General features: G+C 75.0%; 23 protein-coding genes, 1 tRNA gene and 1 pseudogene. 19 read left to right on the top strand and 6 right to left on the bottom strand.

The window, feature by feature from the left end:
• On the bottom strand, positions 1-460 hold a 460-nt coding region (locus CTKZ_RS06265; protein ID WP_124342142.1), incomplete at its 3' end, for a 5-formyltetrahydrofolate cyclo-ligase.
• Between the two features lie 167 nt (positions 461-627).
• Here CTKZ_RS06265 and CTKZ_RS06260 point away from each other — a divergent pair.
• The 8 genes and pseudogenes from CTKZ_RS06260 to CTKZ_RS06230 all read left to right on the top strand — a co-directional run bounded on the left by CTKZ_RS06260 (position 628) and on the right by CTKZ_RS06230 (position 6,674).
• A complete protein-coding gene (locus CTKZ_RS06260) occupies positions 628-2,016 on the top strand; it encodes a UTP--glucose-1-phosphate uridylyltransferase (protein WP_124342141.1) in 1,389 nt (462 codons plus the stop codon).
• 245 nt (positions 2,017-2,261) lie between these two features.
• A complete protein-coding gene (locus tag CTKZ_RS06255; protein WP_124342140.1) occupies positions 2,262-3,500 on the top strand; it encodes a molybdopterin molybdotransferase MoeA in 1,239 nt (412 codons plus the stop codon).
• 128 nt (positions 3,501-3,628) lie between these two features.
• On the top strand, positions 3,629-4,237 hold the full coding sequence (locus tag CTKZ_RS06250) for a GNAT family N-acetyltransferase (RefSeq protein WP_124342139.1): 609 nt from the start codon (positions 3,629-3,631) through the stop codon (positions 4,235-4,237).
• 21 nt (positions 4,238-4,258) lie between these two features.
• Positions 4,259-4,495: pseudogene (locus CTKZ_RS22750) on the top strand (SepX/GlpR family protein); the annotation flags it as partial.
• A 246-nt stretch (positions 4,496-4,741) separates the two neighbouring features.
• Entirely contained in the window at positions 4,742-5,611 is an 870-nt protein-coding gene (locus CTKZ_RS06245) for a hypothetical protein (protein ID WP_235843369.1), read from the top strand.
• Positions 5,612-5,661: 50 nt separating this feature from the next.
• Positions 5,662-5,734: transfer RNA gene (locus CTKZ_RS06240), tRNA-Ala, on the top strand.
• Positions 5,735-5,883: 149 nt separating this feature from the next.
• Entirely contained in the window at positions 5,884-6,225 is a 342-nt protein-coding gene (locus CTKZ_RS06235; RefSeq protein ID WP_160142843.1) for a PadR family transcriptional regulator, read from the top strand.
• On the top strand, positions 6,222-6,674 hold the full coding sequence (locus tag CTKZ_RS06230; RefSeq protein WP_124342136.1) for an HAAS signaling domain-containing protein: 453 nt from the start codon (positions 6,222-6,224) through the stop codon (positions 6,672-6,674). The genes CTKZ_RS06235 and CTKZ_RS06230 overlap by 4 nt, the downstream gene beginning before the upstream one ends.
• Positions 6,675-6,808: 134 nt before the next feature.
• Here the strand turns inward: CTKZ_RS06230 and CTKZ_RS06225 are convergent, their stop codons facing one another.
• Complete coding sequence (locus tag CTKZ_RS06225; protein ID WP_124342135.1) at positions 6,809-7,255, bottom strand: hypothetical protein; 447 nt, start codon at positions 7,253-7,255, stop codon at positions 6,809-6,811.
• On the bottom strand, positions 7,252-7,806 hold the full coding sequence (locus CTKZ_RS06220) for an RNA polymerase sigma factor (RefSeq protein WP_200829654.1): 555 nt from the start codon (positions 7,804-7,806) through the stop codon (positions 7,252-7,254). The genes CTKZ_RS06225 and CTKZ_RS06220 overlap by 4 nt, the downstream gene beginning before the upstream one ends.
• A 153-nt stretch (positions 7,807-7,959) precedes the next feature.
• Between CTKZ_RS06220 and CTKZ_RS06215 the strand changes: the two genes are divergently transcribed.
• From CTKZ_RS06215 to CTKZ_RS06190, 6 genes are read left to right on the top strand one after another with little or no spacing between them, the layout of a single operon-like run.
• Positions 7,960-8,418, top strand: a complete 459-nt coding sequence (locus tag CTKZ_RS06215) for an Asp23/Gls24 family envelope stress response protein (RefSeq protein WP_124342133.1) — start codon at positions 7,960-7,962, stop codon at positions 8,416-8,418.
• Positions 8,415-8,804: a hypothetical protein gene (locus CTKZ_RS06210; RefSeq protein ID WP_225916287.1), complete on the top strand. Its 390-nt coding sequence runs from the start codon at positions 8,415-8,417 to the stop codon at positions 8,802-8,804. Before CTKZ_RS06215 ends, CTKZ_RS06210 begins: the two co-directional genes overlap by 4 nt.
• A 2-nt stretch (positions 8,805-8,806) precedes the next feature.
• Entirely contained in the window at positions 8,807-8,986 is a 180-nt protein-coding gene (locus tag CTKZ_RS06205) for a DUF2273 domain-containing protein (protein WP_124342132.1), read from the top strand.
• Positions 8,979-9,347: an Asp23/Gls24 family envelope stress response protein gene (locus CTKZ_RS06200; protein WP_124342131.1), complete on the top strand. Its 369-nt coding sequence runs from the start codon at positions 8,979-8,981 to the stop codon at positions 9,345-9,347. The genes CTKZ_RS06205 and CTKZ_RS06200 overlap by 8 nt, the downstream gene beginning before the upstream one ends.
• Complete coding sequence (locus CTKZ_RS06195; RefSeq protein WP_124342130.1) at positions 9,344-9,940, top strand: hypothetical protein; 597 nt, start codon at positions 9,344-9,346, stop codon at positions 9,938-9,940. Before CTKZ_RS06200 ends, CTKZ_RS06195 begins: the two co-directional genes overlap by 4 nt.
• The gene (locus tag CTKZ_RS06190; protein ID WP_124342129.1) at positions 9,937-10,515 is read left to right on the top strand and encodes a hypothetical protein; all 579 of its coding nucleotides are present in this window, start codon (positions 9,937-9,939) and stop codon (positions 10,513-10,515) included. The genes CTKZ_RS06195 and CTKZ_RS06190 overlap by 4 nt, the downstream gene beginning before the upstream one ends.
• 214 nt (positions 10,516-10,729) lie before the next feature.
• On the opposite strand, the gene CTKZ_RS06185 is transcribed toward CTKZ_RS06190, so the two are convergent.
• The gene (locus tag CTKZ_RS06185; RefSeq protein ID WP_124342128.1) at positions 10,730-11,005 is read right to left on the bottom strand and encodes a GlsB/YeaQ/YmgE family stress response membrane protein; all 276 of its coding nucleotides are present in this window, start codon (positions 11,003-11,005) and stop codon (positions 10,730-10,732) included.
• Between the two features lie 189 nt (positions 11,006-11,194).
• On the opposite strand from CTKZ_RS06185, the gene CTKZ_RS06180 reads away from it, so the two are divergent.
• Entirely contained in the window at positions 11,195-12,178 is a 984-nt protein-coding gene (locus CTKZ_RS06180) for a bile acid:sodium symporter family protein (RefSeq protein WP_307720287.1), read from the top strand.
• Between the two features lie 49 nt (positions 12,179-12,227).
• Positions 12,228-13,706 (top strand): beta-N-acetylhexosaminidase, encoded by a 1,479-nt coding sequence (locus CTKZ_RS06175; RefSeq protein WP_124342127.1) that lies wholly within the window; start codon positions 12,228-12,230, stop codon positions 13,704-13,706.
• Between the two features lie 47 nt (positions 13,707-13,753).
• On the opposite strand, the gene CTKZ_RS06170 is transcribed toward CTKZ_RS06175, so the two are convergent.
• Positions 13,754-15,688, bottom strand: coding sequence for a dolichyl-phosphate-mannose--protein mannosyltransferase (locus CTKZ_RS06170; protein ID WP_371852337.1), 1,935 nt, complete (start codon positions 15,686-15,688; stop codon positions 13,754-13,756).
• A 75-nt stretch (positions 15,689-15,763) separates the two neighbouring features.
• Here CTKZ_RS06170 and rsmI point away from each other — a divergent pair, with 75 nt between their 5' ends.
• The 3 genes from rsmI to CTKZ_RS06155 all read left to right on the top strand — a co-directional run bounded on the left by rsmI (position 15,764) and on the right by CTKZ_RS06155 (position 19,192).
• Entirely contained in the window at positions 15,764-16,672 is a 909-nt protein-coding gene (gene rsmI / locus CTKZ_RS06165) for a 16S rRNA (cytidine(1402)-2'-O)-methyltransferase (protein ID WP_371852336.1), read from the top strand.
• A 153-nt stretch (positions 16,673-16,825) separates the two neighbouring features.
• Positions 16,826-18,592, top strand: a complete 1,767-nt coding sequence (locus CTKZ_RS06160; protein ID WP_124342126.1) for an ABC transporter ATP-binding protein — start codon at positions 16,826-16,828, stop codon at positions 18,590-18,592.
• Positions 18,593-18,757: 165 nt separating this feature from the next.
• A complete protein-coding gene (locus tag CTKZ_RS06155) occupies positions 18,758-19,192 on the top strand; it encodes a MarR family winged helix-turn-helix transcriptional regulator (protein ID WP_124342125.1) in 435 nt (144 codons plus the stop codon).
• Between the two features lie 111 nt (positions 19,193-19,303).
• Here the strand turns inward: CTKZ_RS06155 and CTKZ_RS06150 are convergent, their stop codons facing one another.
• Positions 19,304-19,894, bottom strand: a complete 591-nt coding sequence (locus CTKZ_RS06150) for an isochorismatase family protein (protein ID WP_124342124.1) — start codon at positions 19,892-19,894, stop codon at positions 19,304-19,306.
• Between the last annotated feature and the right edge of the window lie 323 nt (positions 19,895-20,217).

Here is a 20,217-nt window from a genome sequence, read left to right as displayed (position 1 = left end):
GCCCCAGCCGTGCGCCCGCGGTGTCGACGGCCAGCGCGGGGGCGAGCACGACGTCGGCGTCGGCGAGCGCGCCCGCGCCGAGCGTGGTCCCGCCGGGCTCGGGCGGGCGGCCGGGTGCACGTTCGCGCAGGTCGTCGGCGCCCGCGTACTCGGCCCAGTCGCGTTGCAGCCCGGAGCCGAGCACGGGCAGCAGCAGGCGGACGCCGCGGGCCGCGAGCGCGTCCAGCAGCGGCACGGTGCCGGGCTCGGAGGGACGGGCAGCGTAGAGCGCGACGCAGGTCGCCTCGGACACGGCGGGGATCGCGGTGACGACGTCGGCGAGCGCCTGCGCGGCCGCGTCGCGTCGTCGGGGGGAGCGCGTGTGCCGTGCGTCGCGGATCGAGCGCCGCAGCCGCTCCTTCACCTCCTCGACCTCGTCGCCCTCGGCGGCGTGCGGGTACGGCTGGGCGACGCTGCTCATGGGTCCAGTCTGGCCCACGGTGCGCGCGTCGGGGGCGCGTCGCGGCCGTGAACGTCGGCGGGGCACGCGTCCCAGCACATGACGGGAGCCCGAACGACGGACCAATGTCACGGGTCGCGTGACGCCCGCCACTGCGCTCTCGCACCCGGTCGACCTAGCATCGCAAGATGAGCGCCCACGGACTCGCACAGGCCCAGCGCAAGATGACCGACGGCGGGGTGCACCCCACAGCCGTCGACGTGTTCACCCGCTTCTACGGACTCCTCGAGTCGGGGGAGACGGGGATGATCCCCGAGAGCGGCGTCCGGCCGCTGACCGACGTCCCGCACCTGGCGGACCTCGACGTGGGCGACGCGGCCGCGCGCGACGCGCTCGCCGTCACGGCCGTCGTCAAGCTGAACGGCGGCCTCGGCACGTCGATGGGCATGGACCGCGCGAAGTCGCTGCTCCGCGTCCGCGACGACGCCACGTTCCTCGACGTGATCGCCGGGCAGGTCCTCGCGGCGCGCGAGGCGACGGGGGCCCGTCTGCCGCTCGTCCTCATGAACAGCTTCCGGACGCGCGACGACACGCTCGCGGCGCTCTCCGGCTACGCGGACCTGGTCGTCGACGGCCTGCCGCTGGACTTCGTGCAGAACCGTGAGCCGAAGCTGCGCGCCGACGACCTCACGCCCGTCGAGTGGTCCGCGGACCCCGACCTCGAGTGGTGCCCGCCCGGGCACGGCGACCTGTACACGGCGCTGCACGCGTCGGGCGTGCTCGACGCGCTGCTCGACGCGGGCTTCCGGTACGCGACGGTGTCGAACTCCGACAACCTCGGGGCGTCGCCCGACGCGCGCATCGCGGGGTGGTTCGCGGCGACCGGTGCGCCGTTCGCCGCCGAGGTCGCGCGCCGCACGCCCGCGGACCGCAAGGGCGGCCACCTCGTCGTCCGGGAGTCCGACGGCCGGATCGTGCTGCGCGAGTCGGCGCAGACCCCGAAGGACGACGCCGACGCGGCCGGCGACATCGACCGGCACCGGTACTTCAACACGAACAACCTGTGGCTCGACCTGCGGGCCCTGCGCGCCGAGCTCGACCGCACCGGCGGCGTGCTCGACCTGCCGCTCATCCGCAACGAGAAGACCGTCGACCCGTCCGACAAGACGTCGACCAAGGTCGTGCAGATCGAGTCGGCCATGGGCGCGGCGATCGAGGTGTTCGACGGTGCCGCGGTGCTCGAGGTCGACCGGTCCCGCTTCCTGCCCGTCAAGACCACGAACGACCTGCTCGTGCTCCGCTCGGACGTGTACCGGCTCGAGCCCGACCACCGGCTCGTCGCGCAGGTCGAGGCGCCGTTCGTCGACCTCGACGAGGACCACTACAAGGTCATCGCGGCGTTCGACGCGCGCGTCCCCGCGACCCCGTCCCTCGCGCAGGCCACGTCGCTCCGCGTGCGCGGCGACTGGACGTTCGGCAGCGGTGTCGTCGTGACCGGCGACGCGGTGCTCGACGACCCGGGCGCGCCGTCGCAGGTGCCGGACGGCGCGACCGTCGGACCCGACGGGCTCGCCTGACCCCTTCCTGACCGCCCCGAGGGCCGTCGACGGTGCACCGCGCCGCCGGCGGCCCTCCTCGCGTCGGTGATCGTCCGCGACGGTCGGCTGCGGGTTCCGGTGGCCCGCCGGGCGTCGGCGGCGCGTGTCGGGCGCCCGCGCCCTCCAACCTGGCTGCGGCCCGCGCGATCGCGGCCGTCCCGGGACATCCGACACGGGCGGGTCACCCGGCGGGCGCGCGTGCGCGGGCAGGGCAGAATGCGCGCATGAGATCGGTCCAGGACCACCTGGCCGCGGTGCTCGCCGCGGTCGGCCCGGTCGCGCCGCTCGACGTCGTCCTGCACGACGCCGTCGGCTGCATCCTCGCGGAGGACGTCGTCGCCGGTCGGGACCTGCCGCGGCAGGCGCTCGCCGCGCGCGACGGGTACGCGGTCGCCGCGCACGACACCGCGGTCGCGGCCGGGTACGCCGCGTCGCGCGCCCTGCCCGTGGCCCACGACGTGCGTCCCGGTCTCGAGGCGCCGCTGCGCCTGGTCCCCGGGCAGGCCGTGCGCGTCGCGTCGGGGGCGCCGCTGCCGCTCGGCGCCGACGCCGTCGTCCCGCTCGAGGAGACCGACCGCGGCACCGCGCAGGTCGCGATGCAACGGCCCGCCGTCGCGGGCCAGCACGTCCGGCCCGCCGGGGCCGACGTCCGCGGTGGGGAGAAGGTCCTCGCCGCCGGCACGCGCCTCGGCGCACGCCAGCTCGCGCTCGCCGCGTCGCTCGGCCGCGGCCGGCTGCGGGTGCACCCGACACCGCGCGTCGTGCTGCTGTCGGTCGGTGACGAGCTCGTCGAGCCCGGCACGGTCGGGGCGCGCGACGGCGCGACGTTCGAGGCCGACGGGCACGCGCTCGAGGCCGCAGTCCGCGACGCCGGGGCCAACGCCGTGCGCGTCGGGATCGTCGCGGACGACCGCGCGACCTTGCGCGAGGCCCTCGACGACCAGCTCGTCCGTGCGGACATGGTCGTCGTCACCGGCGGGCTGTCCGAGCTCGCGCACGACACCGTCAAGGACGTGCTCGCGCCGCTCGGGACCGTCCGGCTCGACCAGGTCGCGATGACCCCCGGCTTCCGGCACGGGTTCGGCTCCGTCGGCGACGAGCTCGGCCGCGACCGCGCCGTCCCGATCTTCGCGCTGCAGGGCCACCCCGTCGCCGCGCAGGTGTCGTTCGAGGTGTTCGTCCGCCCCGCGCTCCGGGCCATGGCCGGCCACACCGAGCTCTTCCGCCCGTCCGTCGCGGCCGAGGCGACGAGCGGCTGGGTGTCGCCGCCCGGGCTCCGCCAGTTCGTGCCGGCGACGGTCCTCGGGTCGCCCGACGAGGGCTACCGCGTGACGCCCGTCGGCGAGCCGTCCGCGCCCACCGTCCGTGACCTGGCGCACGCGAACGCCCTCGCCGTCGTCGGCGAGCAGGACCTCACCGTGCACCCGGGGCAGATCGTCCACTGCCTCGTGCTGGAGGGCTGAGGTGGAGCGCAGCGGACGGTGCGGGCGCGCGCAGCGGCACGCGCCGGGAGCGGAGCGGGACCTCGGCCCGACCACGGGAGTCGAGGGATGAGGCCGGCCTTGGGCGCAGAGGGGCAGGGCGGTCGCTGATGGCGGTGGGATGGCCTGCCGTCCTCCAGGACGGGCCCGTGCGGCTGCGGCCGCTGCGGCGGCGTGACCAGGACACGTGGATGGAGCTGCGGTCGCGCAACGCGGGCTGGCTCGAGCCGTGGGACGCGACGAGCCCCGAGCCGCCGCCGGCGGTGCGGCCGACGTTCGGCGCGTTCGTCCGCACGCTGTCGGCCCAGGCGCGGTCGGGGGTGACGCTGCCGTTCGCGGTCGACTTCGAGGACCGTCTCGTCGGCCAGCTCACGGTCGCGTCGATCGCCTACGGGTCGCTGCGGTCGGCGAGCATCGGCTACTGGGTGTCGGAGCACGTCGCGGGGCGCGGGATCACGCCGACGGCGGTCGCGCTCGCGACGGACCACTGCTTCGGCGTCCTCGGCCTGCACCGTGTCGAGATCAACATCCGCCCGGAGAACCGGCCGTCGCTGCGGGTCGTCGAGAAGCTCGGCTTCCGCGACGAGGGGCTGCGCGAGCGGTACCTGCACATCCAGGGCCGCTGGTGCGACCACCGGACGTTCGCCCTCACGACGGAGGAGGTCCCCGAGGGGCTGCTGGCCCGCTGGCGAGCGATCCGTGGAGCCTCAGCGGGGTGACGCGCCACCCGACACGCCGATATGGTCCCGGCGAGTCCGCGGAACGCCCCCTACCGTCGTGACGTGGACGATCTCGCAGGCCTCGTCGCCTTGGCGCTCGTGGCTCTGTGGGGGGCCTACCTGGTGCCGCACAAGCTGCGGCACCGGCAGCAGCTGCTCGAGTCCCGGGCTGACGACCGGTTCTCGGAGGCGCTGCGCGTGGTCGCCGTGAGCGAACGTACGGGCCGGCTCCGCCGGTCGGGGACGTTCCGACGGTCGCGCGAGGCGCCTGCGGTCGGATCAGCCGACTGCGGGACGACGAGCGGCGGATCGCCGGGGCTGCTGACCCCGGGCGCAGGGCTCCCGGTGCTCCATGCCGGGCCCGGGACAGGAGGTGCCACCGTGGACCGACCGACGGCGACGCAGGACAGGATCACCGCGGACGCGGCCCGTCGTGCCGCGCAGGCGCGCGCAGCGAGAGCGGCTTCGGTCGCGCGCCGTGCTGCCGCCGCACGGCGCCGTGCCGTGCTCGCAGGGGTGCTGGTGGTCGCGACGATCGCCGGCTGGACCATCGCGGGCCTCGCGCCCGCCGTGACGTGGGTCGCCGGTGCCGTGCCGAGCGTGCTGCTCGGCGGCGTGCTCGTGCTGGGCCGTCGTGCCGTGCTCGCCGGTCGCGCCGCCGATGCGGCGTGGGAGGCCCGCATGGCCGACGAGCGCCGCGTGTCCGGCGGTCCGCGGACCGGCGCGATGCGTGCGGTCGCGGAGGCGTCGCGCACGTCGTCCGCCCCGGCGTCCGCGCCGACGCGTGCCGTCACGGGCGCGCAGCCGACGGTCCGTGCGTCCTCGTCCGCGCCCGCGCAGAAGGCGTCGGTCGCGGAGCGCGCCTCGGACGAGACCCAGCAGCACGTCGAGACGCACGACGTGCACGTCCCGCACGCGATCGTCACCGGCCGCGCCGTGCACCCGTCGGAGGCGAGCACCGAGGTGTTCGCGCGCATCGTCGAGGACCGCGGCGAGGCCGAGGCTCCGGCGCGGCACGCGTCGACCGGGCAGACGCCCGTCGTGCGGACCAGCGTCGCCGACCGGTCGAAGGCGACGCGCGACGCGGACGCCGACGACGCGACGCGCACCCCCGCCGAGGACGAGGACGGCGCCTGGTCGCCCGTGCCCGTCCCGCGCCCGACCTACACGATGAAGGCCACCGCGCCGCGCCGTGAGCCGGCCCCGCTCGAGGACGCCGACGCGGCGGCCGGTGCAAAGGCCGCCGTCGTGGGCGACACGGTCACCGAGCCTGTCGCGCAGGTCGTGGCCGAGGTCGCGGAGCCTCCGGCGGCGACCACCGGCAGCATCGACCTCAACGCGATCCTGGCCAAGCGCCGGGCCGCGGGGGAGTGACCCGATTTCACGAACGACCCTGGCGGGGTGCTAGTCTGTAGCCCGCTCGCGGGGCTGTGGCGCAGTTGGTAGCGCGTCTCGTTCGCAATGAGAAGGTCAGGGGTTCGAATCCCCTCAGCTCCACCGCACGACGAAGGCCGGACCCATCAGGGTCCGGCCTTCGTCGTTTCTCCGGAACCGAGCGGCGGGACCACACCCTCTGTGCTGAGCCGTCGGCGTCTGGACCGCCATACGGTTGCGTGCGATGCATGGAACCGCCTACCGTGTACTGCATGGAACCAACCCCCGCGTCGGTCCTGACGCAGCTGCGCAAGGGCACGGTCGACTTCTGCGTCCTCGCCTGCCTGCGTTCCGGGCCCGCGTACGGGTTGGAGATCGCCGACCGCCTCCGGCAGGACAAGGTGCTGTTCGACAGCGACGGCACCCTCTACCCGCTGCTGTCGCGCCTGCGTCAGCAGGGGTGGGTCACGACGACGCTCGAACCGTCGCCGGTCGGCCCGCCCCGTCGGTACTACCGCCTCACGCAGTCCGGGGAGGCCGCCTTGAAGGTCTTCATCGAGACCTGGGGGCGCTTCGCCGCCGACGTCACGACCACGATCGAGGACCACTCATGACCACGACACGACTGCCGGACCTCCTCGAGGCCTATCTCGCCGACCTGGATCGCGCGCTGGTCGGCACGGACGCGCGCGAGCGCGCCGAGACGATCCAGGCGATGCGCGAGCACGCCTCCGAGGTGATCGCGCGGGACGGAGCCTCGGACGCGACCGTCGAGCGGGTCATCACCGAGCTCGGGTCCGTCGAGCAGATCGCGGCGAGCGCCACGCCCGCCGGGCCCGCGTCGGCGTCCGTCGCGTGGGGGGATGTCTGGCTGCTGGTGTGCGCCGTCGCCAGCCTCGCGCTCTTCGTGTTCCCCGTCGTCGCGGTCGGTGCGCTGATCTGGGCCATCGTGCGGCTCCGGGGGAGCGCCGGGAGCAGGGCGCTTCAGCGGGCGGCCCTGGTCGTGTCCGTCGTGTCCGTCGTGCTCGCCACCGGGCTCGTGATCTCGCACTGGGTGAACTGACTGGCACGCACTGCTGGCGGACCTCGAACTGCGCCGGCTCCACCGCATTCCGAAGGCCGGGCCCCCCAGAGTTCTGGTTTCGGCGTTCGCGCTCCCGTCGATCCGGCGCGCGGCTCACGCTCCGGGTTGCGGTGTCACAGGGTCCGAGGATCGTCCGTGACGTCCTGGACCGAGACGTCGACCTGCACGAGGGCGACGGGCGGGGTGTCGAGGCCCAGGGTCGCGGCGACGGCGTCGGCCGCCCTCGCGCGGATGCGCGTCGCGAGGGGAACCAAGGGCGTGCCGTACAGGGCGACGACCTCGACGGTGAGGCGGTCGAGCGCGTCGTCGGACGTGGTCGTGCAGGTGATCCGCAGGGCTGCGGCGTCGCCCAGGCCGTCGAGGGCGGCGCGCACCTGGGCGACGAGCACGGTGCTGGTGACCCACAGCTCACCGTCGACGGAGCTGCCGCGGACGGGCGCGGCGGGGCGGAAGGCGCGGACGGCGGCGGCGACGACGTCGTCGCGCAGCCCGACCCAGCCCGCGTCGGTGTGCTGACGCAGCGCTCGGGTCGCCTGGTCGAGAACCTGCTCGCCGTTCACCGCCACTCCTCCATCCGCTTGACCAGGTGCGCGCGAGCGCGGTGGAGCTGACCTCGCACGGTACTCGCGCTCGTCCCCGAGATCTGGGCGATCTCCTCGTAGCTCAGTCCTTCGACCTCGCGCAGGAGCCACGCGGACCGGGGTCCTGCGGGCAGCTCGCGGAGCGCCGCGTGGAGCGCGCCCAGCAGGTCGGAGCGTTCGAGAGACCGCTGCGGGTCGGCCACGCGCAGGTCGACCCTCTCGTCCGGGCTGAACGGGAGCGGGAGCGCGCCGCGTGCCCGGCGGCGCTGGAGCGAGCGGACCTTGTGCGCGGTGATCGAGAACAGCCAGGTGCGCAGGGACGACCGGCCCTCGAACTGCGGCAGGGACGTCCACGCGGCGGCGAACGCCTCCTGCACGCAGTCCTCGGTGTCCGCGGGGCTGTCGAGCATGCGCCGCGCGTAGCGGTAGAGGGCCGGGCCGTGCCGGTCCACGATCGCCCGGAACGCGGCGTGGTCGTGCAGCGCCGCACGCCGGGCCAGCACCGCGTCGGGCGCCCCCTCGTCGTCCACTCCTCGCACACTCCCGTGGTGACGCGGGCCGCGCATCCGGAACGGATCTTCCCGACGCGCGTGACGAATCCGGCGCAGCGGCGACCAACTGTGCGTCACCGTCGCGGCACCGCCGGCTCCGGCCCGCCGTGGCACCCGTCGAGAGAGGCCACCATGACCGAGTCCTCCGCCAAGACCGTCACCACCCCGCCGGTCGCGTCCCGCCAGAGCGCGCTCGTCACGCCCGAGGGGACCACCACGATCGCCGACACCGTGGTGAGCAAGATCGCCGGCATCGCCGCGAGCGAGGTGTCCGGCGTGCACGCGCTCGGCGGCGGCGCCGCCCGGGCGATGGGCACGCTCCGCGAGCGCATCCCCGGGGGCCGCACCAACCACTCGCAGGGCGTCTCGGTCGAGGTCGGCGAGACCGAGGCCGCGGTCGACCTGGACCTCGTCGCCGAGTACGGGGTCTCGATCACCGACCTCGCGAACGGCATCCGCCGGAACGTCATCAGCGCCGTCGAGCGGATGACAGGTCTGCACGTCGTCGAGGTCAACGTCGCGGTGAACGACGTGCACCTGCCGCAGGACGACCCGCAGCCGGCGCCGCCGCAGGAGCAGCGGGTCCAGTGAGCGACCTGACCACACCGGGCCGTGGACATCCGGTCGACGAGCAGGTCCGACCGGGCGGGTCGGGTCGTGTCCTCACCGACGTCCCCGAGCCGGGCTCGCTCGCCGAGGTCGTCGCGGCCGTGGTGCTCGCCGTCCCGGGCGTCGTGCGGCTGCACGGCGGGCCGTTCGGCGGGCTCGGCACCTACCTGCCCGGCCGTCGCGTGACGGGCGTGCGGGTCGACGACGACGGCACCGAGGTCCACGTCGTCGTCTCGGCGACGCAGCCGGTCGCCGCCACCGCCGCCCGGGTGCAGCGGGCCGTGTCCGCGGTCGCGCCCATGCCCGTGCGGGTGCACGTCGACGACCTCGACGACCCCGCCGACCCCGCCGACCCGACCGAGGAGTGACCATGTCATCTGCTGCCATCGGCCTGTTCGCCGGCCTCCTGCTCGCGCTGATCGCGGCCGTCGGGGGCTTCGCGATGTTCCTGCTGGCCCTCGTCCTGGGGGGCGGCGGTGTCGCCGTCGGGCTCGCCGTCGACGGGCGCCTCGACGTGACCGGTGCGCTGACGGGCCGGCGCCGTGGCTGAGCCGGACGTCGGTGCGCGCGGCTCGCTGACCATCTCCGACCGGGCCCTGACGGCGATCACGCGTCAGGTGGCCCTCGAGGTGCCCGGCGTCGCCTCGGAGGAGCACGCCGGCACCGTCGAGCGCACGCTCGGTCGCGGGTTCCCGCGGGTGTCCTGGCACCGCACGGGCGACCACGCGTCCGTCGACGTCGAGATCGCGCTCGTGTGGCCGTCGTCGGCCGCGCACGTCACGGGTGCCGTGCAGGACGCCGTCGCGCGCGAGCTCGAGCGGCAGGCCGGTCAGAAGGTCGGGCGCGTCGACGTGCGCGTGCGGGACGTCGTGCGGGCCTCGGCCGCACGACCGGTGGCGAGGGTGCGATGACTCAGGTCGGGTCGCCTTCGACGTTCGCGCCCGCCCGGGACGCGAGCAGGACCGCGCGCGCCGGTGTGCTCGGGATCGTCCTGGCCGTCGTCGTGGTCGCGCTCGGCGTGCTGTGCGTGCGCGACGCGCTCGCGGCGGACGGGCGGATCGACGGCGAGCCGTGGCTCGCGCCCGTCGTCGACGGGCTGGACGGGCTCGGGCCGTCCGTGGCCGTCGCCGCGGTCGGCGTCGCCATCGCGCTCCTCGGGCTGTGGCTGGTGCTCGAGGCGTTCGGGCGGCGCCGGCGGACTCGGCTCCCGGTCTCGGCCGACGGGTCGGCGCGCGGCACGTCGAGCGGTGTGAGCATCGGGGTCGGCGACGCCGCGCGGCTCGCCCGCGTGGCCGCGCTCGACGTCGACGACGTGCTCGACGCACGGGCCACGGCGACCCGCAGGGCGGTGACCGTCACGGTGACGGTGCCGCCCGGTGCGCGGGTCGTCGAGCCCGTTCAGGCCGCCGTCGCACGTCAGCTCGCACCCCTGACGACGCCCCTGGCCGTCAAGGTCGTCGCCCGCGTCAGCGACGCCCTGCGCACGGGAGGGGTCGGCGCATGAGGCGTTCGGTGCTCGCGGTCGACCGGGTCCTGCTGCTGCTGCTCGGGCTCGTGCTCGTCGTCGTGGGCGTCGCCGCGGTCGGGTGGCAGGTCGGGTTCCTCGCGGACGTCTGGCCGTCCGCACCGCGCCGGCTCGCGGTCGACACGGGGAGCGTGACGGGGGAGTCGGGCTACCCGCTGCTGCTCGCGCTCGTCGGGGTCGTGCTCGTCGTGCTCGGGCTGTGGTGGCTGCTGGCGCACCTGCCGCGGCGGTCCGTCGGGCCGCTCCGGCTGCCCGGCGGTGACCGGCCGGGCCGGCTCGTCGTCGACCCCGGTCCGGCGGTCGCGACCGCGGCCGGCGTGCTCGCGGAGGACCGGGACGTGCGGTCCGCGCGCGGCGCGGTGCTGCGGGACCGCGGGGAGACGGTCGTCCGGCTGCGGACGACCGTGGAGCCCGGGGCGGACCTGCCGGGCGTCGTGGCGGCCTGCGACCGCGTGCTCGCCGACCTCGCGCACGTCCTGCCGACCGAGCGGCTCCGCTCGCGCGTCGAGATCAGCGTGCTCCGCGAGCCGACGTCGGGCCCGCGCGTGCAGTGAGGTCACGCCTGCGTGTGAGGAGAGGTCGCGCCCGCCCGTGAGCTGAGGGCGCGCCCGCGCGTGCCGTGCGCGGCGCCCGGCTCGCGTGCGCGACCCGCGCGCCCCCGCCGCTCGTCCCGCGCAGGGACGGCTGAAGGGCCCGGACCGAGATGACGGTCCGGGCCCTTCGAGGCTGGTGCGGTGGTGCTGTCGCGCCGGGGCGGGCGCGGCGCCGTCAGAGGATGCTGCGGCGGCGGCGGCCGCTGCCCGCCACTGCGGCGACACCGATCGCGGCGAGGCCGATCTGCAGGAACAGCTCGATCCAGTCGACGCCACCGGTGTCCCGGACACCGATGAGCGTGGCGAGCCAGGTGCCGACCAGGGCGGCGACGATCCCGACGACGATGGTCAGCAGGATCGAGATGCGCTGCCGACCACGCACGACGAGGCGTCCGAGGATGCCGATGATCGCACCGATGATGATCGCGCTGATGATGCCTTCGGGGGTCATGTACAGCTCCTTGACATATCGGGGTTCATTCCGGTAGCCGGAAAACTAGAGCCGATCGGGTGAGAGCGCGCGGCGAGCGGGTCGCGGGCGACGCACGTCACCCGACAGAGTGGTCGAAAACGGGGCAGAAGGGTGCATCGGGACGTCCTCGATGCGCTCGCATCCTGGACGCGCGGGCATGATGGGCCGGTGCCGCGCCCCGACCGTCCCCGCCTTCTCCAGATCGCGCGGGGGTGGGTCGACCCGCTCGTCGTGATGATCGTCGCGGTCCTCCTGCTCGGGCTCTTCGTCCCCGCGCAGGGCGGGTTCGCCGACGTGCTCGCCACGGTCCGGACGTGCGCGATCGTGCTGCTGTTCTTCCTCTACGGCGCCCGCATGCCGACGCGCGAGGTGCTCGACGGCCTGCGCAACTGGCGCCTGCAGGGCTCGATGCTCGCGGCCACCTACGTGCTCCTGCCGGTGCTCGGCCTGCTCGTGCAGCTGCTGCCCGACGCGGTCCTCGCCCCCGACCTGCGCCGCGGCGTGCTCTACCTGACGCTCCTGCCGTCGACCGTGCAGTCGTCCGTGGTGTTCACGTCCGTGGCCCGCGGCAACGTCGCCGCCGCGATCACGGGCGCGACGATCTCCAACGTGTCGGGCATCGTCGTCACGCCGCTCATGGTCGGCGTGCTCATGACGGCGACCGGCGGCGCGCACGGCGGGTCGCTCACCGGGATCCTCCTGCAGCTCCTGCTGCCGTTCGCCGTCGGGCAGGTCGTGCAGCCGTGGATCGGCGGCTGGGTGCGCCGGCACGCGCGGATCACACGGTTCACCGACCGCGGCACGATCCTGCTCGTCGCCTACACGTCCGTCAGCCAGGCGTCCGTGTCGGGCGCGTGGGACGACGTCACCGCCGTCGCGCTGCTCGTCCTCGTCGTCGTGTGCGCGCTCGTCCTGGCGGGCGTGCTCGCGGCCTCGTGGTGGGGCGGCGCACGCCTCGGGCTCGACCGGGCCGACCGCGCGGCGCTCGTCATGGTCGGCTCGACCAAGTCGCTCGCGACCGGCCTGCCCATGGCCGCCGTGCTCTTCACGCCCGTCGTCGCGGCGGGCGTCGCACTGCCCGTCATCGTCTTCCACCAGCTGCAGCTCGCGACGTGCGCCGTGATCGCCCGCCGCATCGCCCGCGTCCAGTAGCGTGCCCCCGGCGCCCGTCCCCGGCGCCCGCCCCCGAGAAGGAGACCCGGTGCGGAACGTCGCCGTCATCCCCCGTCCCGTCCTGCTGGAGAGCACGGGGGAGGAGCCGTTCGTCCTGTCGGCGCCGACCATCCTGGTCGTCGACAGCGCCCCCGAGCTCGTCGCCGTGGGCGTCCTCGCGGCCGACCTGCTCGGACGCCTGTCCGGGCGGCCCGTCGAGGTGCGCTACACCGAGGGCGGCGCGCGCAGCGTCGTGCGGCTCAGCGTCACCGACGACCTGCCGGCGTCGGACGAGGCGTACCGCGTCGTCGTCACCCCCGACCGCGTCGACCTGCAGGCGCGCACGCCCGCGGGCCTCGTGCGGGCCGTCGTGACGCTGCGGCAGGTCATCCAGGACATGGGCGACGGCCGGCTCACCATCGCGCCCGTCCGCATCGAGGACCACCCCCGCTACACGTGGCGCGGCCTGTCGCTCGACGTCGCGCGGCACTTCTTCACCGTCGACGACGTGAAGTCCGTCATCGGGCTGCTGGCGCACTACAAGCTCAACGTGCTGCACCTGCACCTCACCGACGACCAGGGCTGGCGCGTCCACCTGCCGTCGCGCCCGCACCTCACGCGCGTCTCGGCGTCGACGTCCGTCGGGGGCGGCCCGGGTGGCTTCTACAGCCCGGCGCAGCTCGCCGAGATCACCGACTACGCGGCGTCGCGCGGCATCCGCGTCGTCCCCGAGATCGACGTGCCCGGGCACGTCAACGCCGCGACGCACGCGTACGGCGAGCTCACGCCCGGCGGCGAGCCGACCGACGAGTACACCGGCATCGAGGTCGGGTTCAGCCGCCTGCACGACGACCTGCCCGCGACCCACGGGTTCCTGCGCGACGTGTTCACCGACCTCGCCGCGATGACGCCCGGCGAGTACGTGCACATCGGCGGCGACGAGGTCCTGACGATGGACCACGACGAGTACGCGCGGCTCGTCGGCTTCGTGTCGTCCGTCGTGCGCGACGCCGGCAAGAAGGTCGTCGGGTGGCAGGAGATCGCGTCGACGCCGCTCGAGCCCGGGACGGTCGTGCAGTACTGGGACATCAACGCCGACCCCGCGCCGTTCGTCGCCGCGGCGCAGGCCGGGGCCCAGGTGCTCATGTCGCCCGCGTCGAAGGCGTACCTCGACATGAAGTACGACGCGGGCACGCAGCTCGGCCTCGAGTGGGCCGGGCACGTCGAGCTGCGCGACTCCTACGACTGGGAGCCGTCGACGCTCATCGCGGGCATCCCCGCCGAGGCCGTCGTCGGTGTCGAGGCCGCCGTCTTCTCGGAGACCCTGACGAACCTCACCGAGCTCACGTCGATGCTGCTGCCGCGGCTCGCCGCCGTCGCGGAGGTCGCGTGGACCGCGCCCGAGCGTCGCGACTGGGACGACTTCGCCGCGCGCGTCGCGCAGCACGGGGTGTTCTGGGACCACGTCGGGTTCGCCTGGTACGCGAGCCCGCAGGTCACCTGGCCGGAGGGCCCTGCCGCGGGCTGACCTGGCGGCGCCGTCGGGCACAGCCCTGCGGCGTCAGACGCGCCGCGTCACACCCACTGGCTCATCCACATGTGGCTGTGCCAGAAGTCGTACGGGATCACCATGCCCGACCAGATCGGGTAGAAGAACACGCTCACCGCGACCACCAGCGCGAGCAGCACGCCCACGCACCAGATCGCGACGCGGCGCTGCTTCGCGCCCAGCTCGTCCTTCGGGCCGATCACCAGCCCCAGCACGTAGGTGAGCGTGAGGACGACCCACGGCAGGAACGCGATCGAGTAGAACGTGAAGATCGTGCGGTGCGCGTACAGGAACCACGGCAGCCAGCCCGCGACGATGCCCGACAGCACCGCGCCGGCGCGCCAGTCGCGGAACCGGAGCAGCCACACCAGCGCCACGAGGATCGCGGCCGCGCCGCACCACCACAGCACCGGGTTGCCGAGCGCGGTGATCGCCTGCGAGCACTGGTCCGCGCCGCACGCGTCGACGGCCGGCTGCCCCTGCAGCCCCGACACCTCGGTCGGGTAGTAGAACGACGTGGGCCGCCACTGCACGATCCAGCCGAGCGGGTGCGCCGCGTACGAGTGCGGCGTCTCGAGGCCGTTGTGGAACGCCCACATGTCCTGGTGGTACTTCCAGAGCGAGCGCAGCGCCGGCGGCAGCCACTCGACGCCCTGACCGGGGTTGAGCGCCGCCCACTGCCGGTCGTACGCGTCCGTCGACGCGAACCACGACCACCACGACCCCAGGTACGTGACGACCCCGAGGCCGACCATCGCGACGCCCGCGACCACGCCGTCCCGCAGCACGCCCGCGCGCGCCCAGTGCCGCACCCCGACCGTGCGTCGGGCGGAGAGGTCCCACGCGACCGTCATGAGCCCGAAGACGGCCAGGAAGTAGATGCCCGACCACTTGGTGCCGATCGCCAGCCCGAGCAGCACCGCGGCCGCGAGGCGCCACCAGCGCCAGCCGAGCCGTGGCCCCCACCCGAGGTCGTCGCCCGCGTCGATCACGACCGCCGCACGTTCCGCGAGCCGTCGTCTCGCCTGCTCGCGGTCGATCAGCAGGGCCCCGAACGCCGCCAGCACGAAGAACGTCAGGACGGGGTCCAGCAGGCTGATGCGCGACATGACGATCGCCTCGCCGTCGACCGCGAGCAGCAGACCCGCGACCACCCCGAGGGCGGTCGACGCGAACAGCCGCCGCGCGATGCGCGCGATCATCAGGACCGACAGCGTGCCGAGGATCGCGACGGACAGCCGCCACGCCGCCGACGAGTCCGGCCCGCCGCCCAGCTGGATCCCCAGCCCGATGACCCACTTGCCGACCGGCGGGTGGACCACGTACGACGCGACCGTGCCGAGGCCGCTCGTGTCGCCCGCCTCGAACGCCGGGTTCGGCTCCGCCGACCACTGCGCCTCGTAGCCGCGCGTGACCAGCGACCACGCGTCCTTGACGTAGTACGTCTCGTCGAAGACGAGCTTGTGCGGGCGGCCCAGGTCCCAGAACCGGGCGATGCCCGCGAGCACGGTGACGGCGATCGGCCACAGCCAGCCGGCGAGGCGGTCGCGCGGGTTCGCGTCGAGCGCCAGCCGGTCGGCGCCGAGCAGCGTGCGCAGCAGGCGCTCGCGCGTCGGGAGCGGCGGCTCGTCCTCGGCGTGCTTCACGAGGTCGACGCGGTACGGCTCGTCGTCGCCGTCGCGCTCGTCGTCGTCCCGCTCGACGGCGACGCCGGGGCCGGGGGTGGACGCCCGGGTGCTCCCGTGGGGCGCGACCGGCGTCGGGACGCCGTCGGCCGTCGGCCCCGCGGGGAGCGGCGGAGCGGTGGTGGGCGCGCTCTCGTCGTCCCGGGCGGCGGGGTCGGTCGTCGTGACGGTGGCCGGGGCCGAGCCGGGGCGAGCCGCGGGCGCGTCGCCCGAGGGCGCGTCCGGGTGGTCCGGGAGCGCGGCGTCGTCGTCTCGCGTGGGCGGCACGACGGTCATCGTAGGGGTGACCCCTGTGGCCGTGGCCAGGGGCGGACGAGGGGTGGACGCGCGACGGATGGCAGGCTGTCGGGCGTGACCGGACCCGACGCACCCGACGCCGCTCCCCGCACCGTCCCGCGCGGCGACGCCCCGGCGTCCGTGACCGGCGGGCGGTTGGTGCTCGCGGCCACCCCGATCGGCAACACCGACGACGCGTCGGCCCGCCTGCGGACGCTCCTCGCGGAGGCGGACGTCGTCGCCGCCGAGGACACCCGTCGGCTCCGCGCGCTCGCGGCCCGGCTGGGCGTCGAGGTGCGCGGGCGGGTCGTGAGCCACCACGAGCACAACGAGGCCGAGCGGGCCGCGGACCTCCTCGACGTCGTCGCGGGCGGCGGGACCGTCGTGGTCGTGACCGACGCGGGCATGCCCGCGGTGTCCGACCCCGGGTTCCGCGTCGTGACGGCCGCCGTCGCGGCGGGCCTCCCCGTGACGGCCGCGCCCGGGCCGAGCGCCGTGCTGACCGCCCTCGCGCTGTCCGGCCTGCCCACCGACCGGTTCTGCTTCGAGGGCTTCCTGCCGCGTAAGGCGGGGGAGCGGGCGCGTGCGCTCGCCGACCTCGCCGACGAGCGACGGACGATGGTGTTCTTCGAGGCGCCGCACCGGCTCGACGACGTACTCGACGCGATGGTCGAGGCGTTCGGCGCCGAGCGGGCCGCCGCGGTGTGCCGCGAGCTGACCAAGACGTACGAGGAGGTGCGGCGGGGTCCGCTGCGGGACCTCGCGGCGTGGGCGCACGACGGGCAGGTGCGCGGCGAGATCGTCGTCGTGGTCAGCGGTGCGGACCGCCCGCAGGCGGCGTCGACGGCGGACCTGGTCGCCGAGGTGCTCGCGCGGGCCGACGCGGGCGAGCGGCTCAAGGACGCGGTGGCCGACGTCGCGACGGCCGCGGGCGTCGCGAAGCGCGACCTGTACGCCGCGGCTCTCGCAGCCCGCTCCCGCTGACCGCACCCGCTGACTGCCCGCGCGCGGCGCTCCGGCTGCGGTCCCGGTGCTGACGGATGCTCTCGCTCCTGCGCGCGACATCGATGTCGCGTCCGAGGGACACTCGCACGCCGTCCGACGCGATCGCGGGTCGAATCGTTACGATGGGCGCTCGTGACCGCACCCCTCGAGGACACGTACGACGGCGCGCACCCCGTCCGCACGCTCGTCGGCCTCTACTCCGGCCAGCGCCGCCGCCTCGCCGCCGCCGCGCTCGCGTTCGCCGCCAAGCACTCGCCGATCTGGGTCATCCCGGTCCTCACCGCGGACGTGATCGACGTCGTCGTCGACCACCGCCCGCTGCACGACCTGTGGTGGGCCGCCGCGCTCATGCTGCTGGTCGTCGGGCAGAACCTGCCGATGCACTGGCTCTACGTCCGCGCGTTCTCGGTCGCGGTCCGCACGGTCGAGACGAACCTGCGCATGGCGCTGTCCCGCCGCCTCCAGGAGCTGTCGATCGGCTACCACCGCCGCGTCAGCGCGGGTGTGCTGCAGGCGAAGATCGTGCGCGACGTCGAGAACGTCGTGGAGAGCAGCCGGCAGGCGTTCGACTCGGGCATGTCGGCGACGACGACGCTCATCGGCGCGGTCGTCGTCACCGCGGTGCGCGTCCCCGAGTTCCTGCCGGTGTTCGCGCTCGCGGTCCCGGCGGCCGCGGGGCTCGTCGTCGCGATGCGTCGACGCATGACCTCGCACAACGCCGCGTTCCGCGCCGAGGTCGAGCAGATGTCGGCCCGCGTCAGCGAGATGACGCACCTGGTCCCGATCACGCGCGCGCACGCCCTGGAGCGCGACGAGCTCGACCGGATGGGCGCGACGCTCGTGGGCGTGCGCGACGCGGGCATCCGGCTCGACGTGACGAACGGCTGGTTCGGCGCGCTGTCGTGGATCCTCATGCAGATGCTGTCGGTCGGCTGCCTCGTGGGCGCGGCGTGGGTCGCGTGGAACGGCATGTTCGACCTGTCCGCGGGTGACGTGACGATGCTGTCGAGCTACTTCGTCGCCCTCACGGGTGCGGTGACCGCGCTGATGACCATCGCCCCGATCGTCACCAAGGGGCTCGAGTCGGTCCGGTCGATGGGCGAGGTGCTCACGGAGCCCGACCTCGAGCGCAACGCGGGCAAGGCGACGGTCGACGACGTGCGCGGCGAGGTCGTCTTCGACGGCGTGCGGTTCGCGTACGACGACGCCCCCGACGAGCCCGCGGTCGACGGCCTCGACCTGCACGTGCGGGCGGGCGAGACGATCGCGCTCGTCGGGCCGTCCGGCTCCGGCAAGTCGACCGTGCTCAACCTCGTCATCGGCTTCCTCGCTCCCACGGGCGGGCGCCTGCTGCTCGACGGCCGCGACATGGCGACGCTCGACCTGCGCACCTACCGCCGGTTCCTCGCGGTCGTGCCGCAGGAGTCGCTGCTGTTCGAGGGGACCGTGCGCGACAACGTCACCTACGGCAGCCCCGACCTGTCCGACGACGCGGTGCTCGCCGCGCTGCGCGACGCGAACGCGCTCGAGTTCGTCGAGCAGATGGGCGGGCTCGACGCCGTCATCGGCGAGCGCGGCGCGCGCCTGTCGGGCGGTCAGCGGCAGCGGCTCGCGATCGCACGCGCCCTGGTCCGCGACCCACGCGTGCTCGTGCTCGACGAGGCCACGTCCGCGCTCGACACCGCGTCGGAGCGGCTCGTCCAGGAGGCCCTGGGGCGTCTCATGGCGGGCCGGACGACGTTCGTCGTCGCGCACCGCCTCTCGACGATCCGGGGCGCCGACCGCATCGCGGTCCTGCGCGACGGCCGCCTCGTCGAGATCGGCACGCACTCCGACCTGGTCGCCGCCGGTGGCGCGTACGCGGCGCTCGACGCGCAGTCCGCCCCGCCTGCCGCCTGAGCGACCGGCCCCCGCCGTGGGGCGCCGGCCGGCCCCGCCACCGACCGACCGCGCGGACCGGCCCGCGCGATCGGTCGCCCCGCGCGACCTCCCGCCGCGACCTCCGACGTGACGCGCGGCGTGCCGACGGGCACTATCGGGAGAGGACCAGGTGGGGAGGATCCGATGTCGCAGGCGCGCCCGATCGGCTACTGGGTCAAGCTCGTCGACCGGCTGCTCGAGGTCGGCCTCGACGCCGAGCTCGCCCGGGACGGCCTGACCCGACGGCACTGGCAGGTCCTGTCGGTCGTGCAGGAGGAGGGGCCGGTCGACGAGCTCGCGGTCGCGCGGGCCCTCGCCCCGTTCGACACGGCGGCCGGGGAGCCCGTCGGCACCGCGGAGCTCACGCTGCTCGTGTCGCGCCGGTGGGTCGTCCGCGACGGCGGCGGGTACGTGCTCACCGACGACGGGCGCGACCATGTCGCGGCGCTCGCCGAGCGGGTGGCCGGGTTCCGCGAGCGCATCGCGGAGGGCGTCACGGCCGACGACTACGCGACCACGCTCGCGGTCCTCCAGCGCGTCGCGACCAACCTCGGGTGGGCGTCGCAGGACGAGGACTGACCGAGACCACCGCGAGGGCGCCGTCCGCCCTCGGAGGTCGCCACGAGGGCGCTGCCCGCCCTCGGAGGTCGCCACGACGGCGCTGCCCGCCCTCGGAGGTCCTGTCCGCCCTCAGAGGTCCGACGACGCGACGAGCTCCGCCCCCGCCGCGCGCATCTCCTCGCGTGCCGCCGCGCCGAGCTCCGCGGTGACCGGCGCGGTGAGGTCGGTGAGCACACGCGTGCGCAGGCCGAGCTCGACGGCGTCGATCGCGGTCGACCGCACGCAGTGCGACTCGGCGAGCCCGACGACGTCCACGTCGGTGATCCCGCCGTCGGACAGGATCTGCGCGAGCCCGCGGCCCTCGCCGTCGACGCCCTCGAAGCCCGAGTACGCGGCGGCGTACTGGCCCTTCTTCACGCTGGCCTCGGGGACGATCGCGGACAGCGCGGGGTGCAGGTCGGCCTCGGCCGTCCCCGCGACGCCGTGCGGCGGCCAGGTGTCGACGTAGTCGGGCTCGTCGCTGAAGTGCGCGCCCGGGTCGACGTGCCAGTCCTGCGTCGTGACGACGAGGTCGTACCGCGCACGGTGGTCCGCGATGTAGAGCGCGATGTCGCGGGCGACCGCGTTGCCGCCCTCGACGGGCAGTGCGCCGCCCTCGCAGAACGTGGGCTGCACGTCGACGACGACGAGTGCCCGGCGCGTCGGTTCCGCGGTGCTCATGGTGACCTCCTCGTGCGCTGACGTCCGGCGTCCAGCCTCGCACGCGGGGTGGCGGGCGGCACGGGTGCGTGCTCGTCTGGGGCATGACCTCCACCGGGCCGCGCACCCCGCACCGGCGATCGCTGAACGGTCGCGACGGGTGCGCCGCGCGCGACGGGTGCGCTTCGCGCGACGGACGCGACGGACGCGACGGACGCGACGGACGCGACGGGCGCGACGGGCGCGACGGGCGCGACCGGCGCCACGGGCACGCACCGCTCGCGCTCGCCGTGGCCGTGGTGGTGCTCGCGGCCCCGGCCTGCACGGCGGACGGGGATGTGGGC

The organism is Cellulomonas algicola (genome assembly GCF_003851725.1).
GTDB lineage: Bacteria > Actinomycetota > Actinomycetes > Actinomycetales > Cellulomonadaceae > Cellulomonas > Cellulomonas algicola.
Note: the sequence above shows the minus strand (reverse complement) of the source record. Positions and strands in the feature narration are given on the sequence as shown.

Bases quoted from the DNA above. Each gene is read 5' to 3' on its own strand.
- CTKZ_RS06205 (WP_124342132.1), top strand. From the start codon at position 8,807: ATGTCATCTGCTGCCATCGGCCTGTTCGCCGGCCTCCTGCTCGCGCTG.
- CTKZ_RS06185 (WP_124342128.1), bottom strand. From the start codon at position 11,005: ATGACCCCCGAAGGCATCATCAGCGCGATCATCATCGGTGCGATCATC.
- CTKZ_RS06255 (WP_124342140.1), top strand. From the start codon at position 2,262: ATGAGATCGGTCCAGGACCACCTGGCCGCGGTGCTCGCCGCGGTCGGC.
- CTKZ_RS06260 (WP_124342141.1), top strand. From the start codon at position 628: ATGAGCGCCCACGGACTCGCACAGGCCCAGCGCAAGATGACCGACGGC.
- CTKZ_RS06230 (WP_124342136.1), top strand. From the start codon at position 6,222: ATGACCACGACACGACTGCCGGACCTCCTCGAGGCCTATCTCGCCGAC.
- CTKZ_RS06250 (WP_124342139.1), top strand. From the start codon at position 3,629: ATGGCGGTGGGATGGCCTGCCGTCCTCCAGGACGGGCCCGTGCGGCTG.
- CTKZ_RS06235 (WP_160142843.1), top strand. From the start codon at position 5,884: ATGGAACCAACCCCCGCGTCGGTCCTGACGCAGCTGCGCAAGGGCACG.
- CTKZ_RS06170 (WP_371852337.1), bottom strand. From the start codon at position 15,688: ATGACCGTCGTGCCGCCCACGCGAGACGACGACGCCGCGCTCCCGGAC.
- CTKZ_RS06150 (WP_124342124.1), bottom strand. From the start codon at position 19,894: ATGAGCACCGCGGAACCGACGCGCCGGGCACTCGTCGTCGTCGACGTG.
- CTKZ_RS06215 (WP_124342133.1), top strand. From the start codon at position 7,960: ATGACCGAGTCCTCCGCCAAGACCGTCACCACCCCGCCGGTCGCGTCC.
- CTKZ_RS06190 (WP_124342129.1), top strand. From the start codon at position 9,937: ATGAGGCGTTCGGTGCTCGCGGTCGACCGGGTCCTGCTGCTGCTGCTC.
- CTKZ_RS06195 (WP_124342130.1), top strand. From the start codon at position 9,344: ATGACTCAGGTCGGGTCGCCTTCGACGTTCGCGCCCGCCCGGGACGCG.
- CTKZ_RS06155 (WP_124342125.1), top strand. From the start codon at position 18,758: ATGTCGCAGGCGCGCCCGATCGGCTACTGGGTCAAGCTCGTCGACCGG.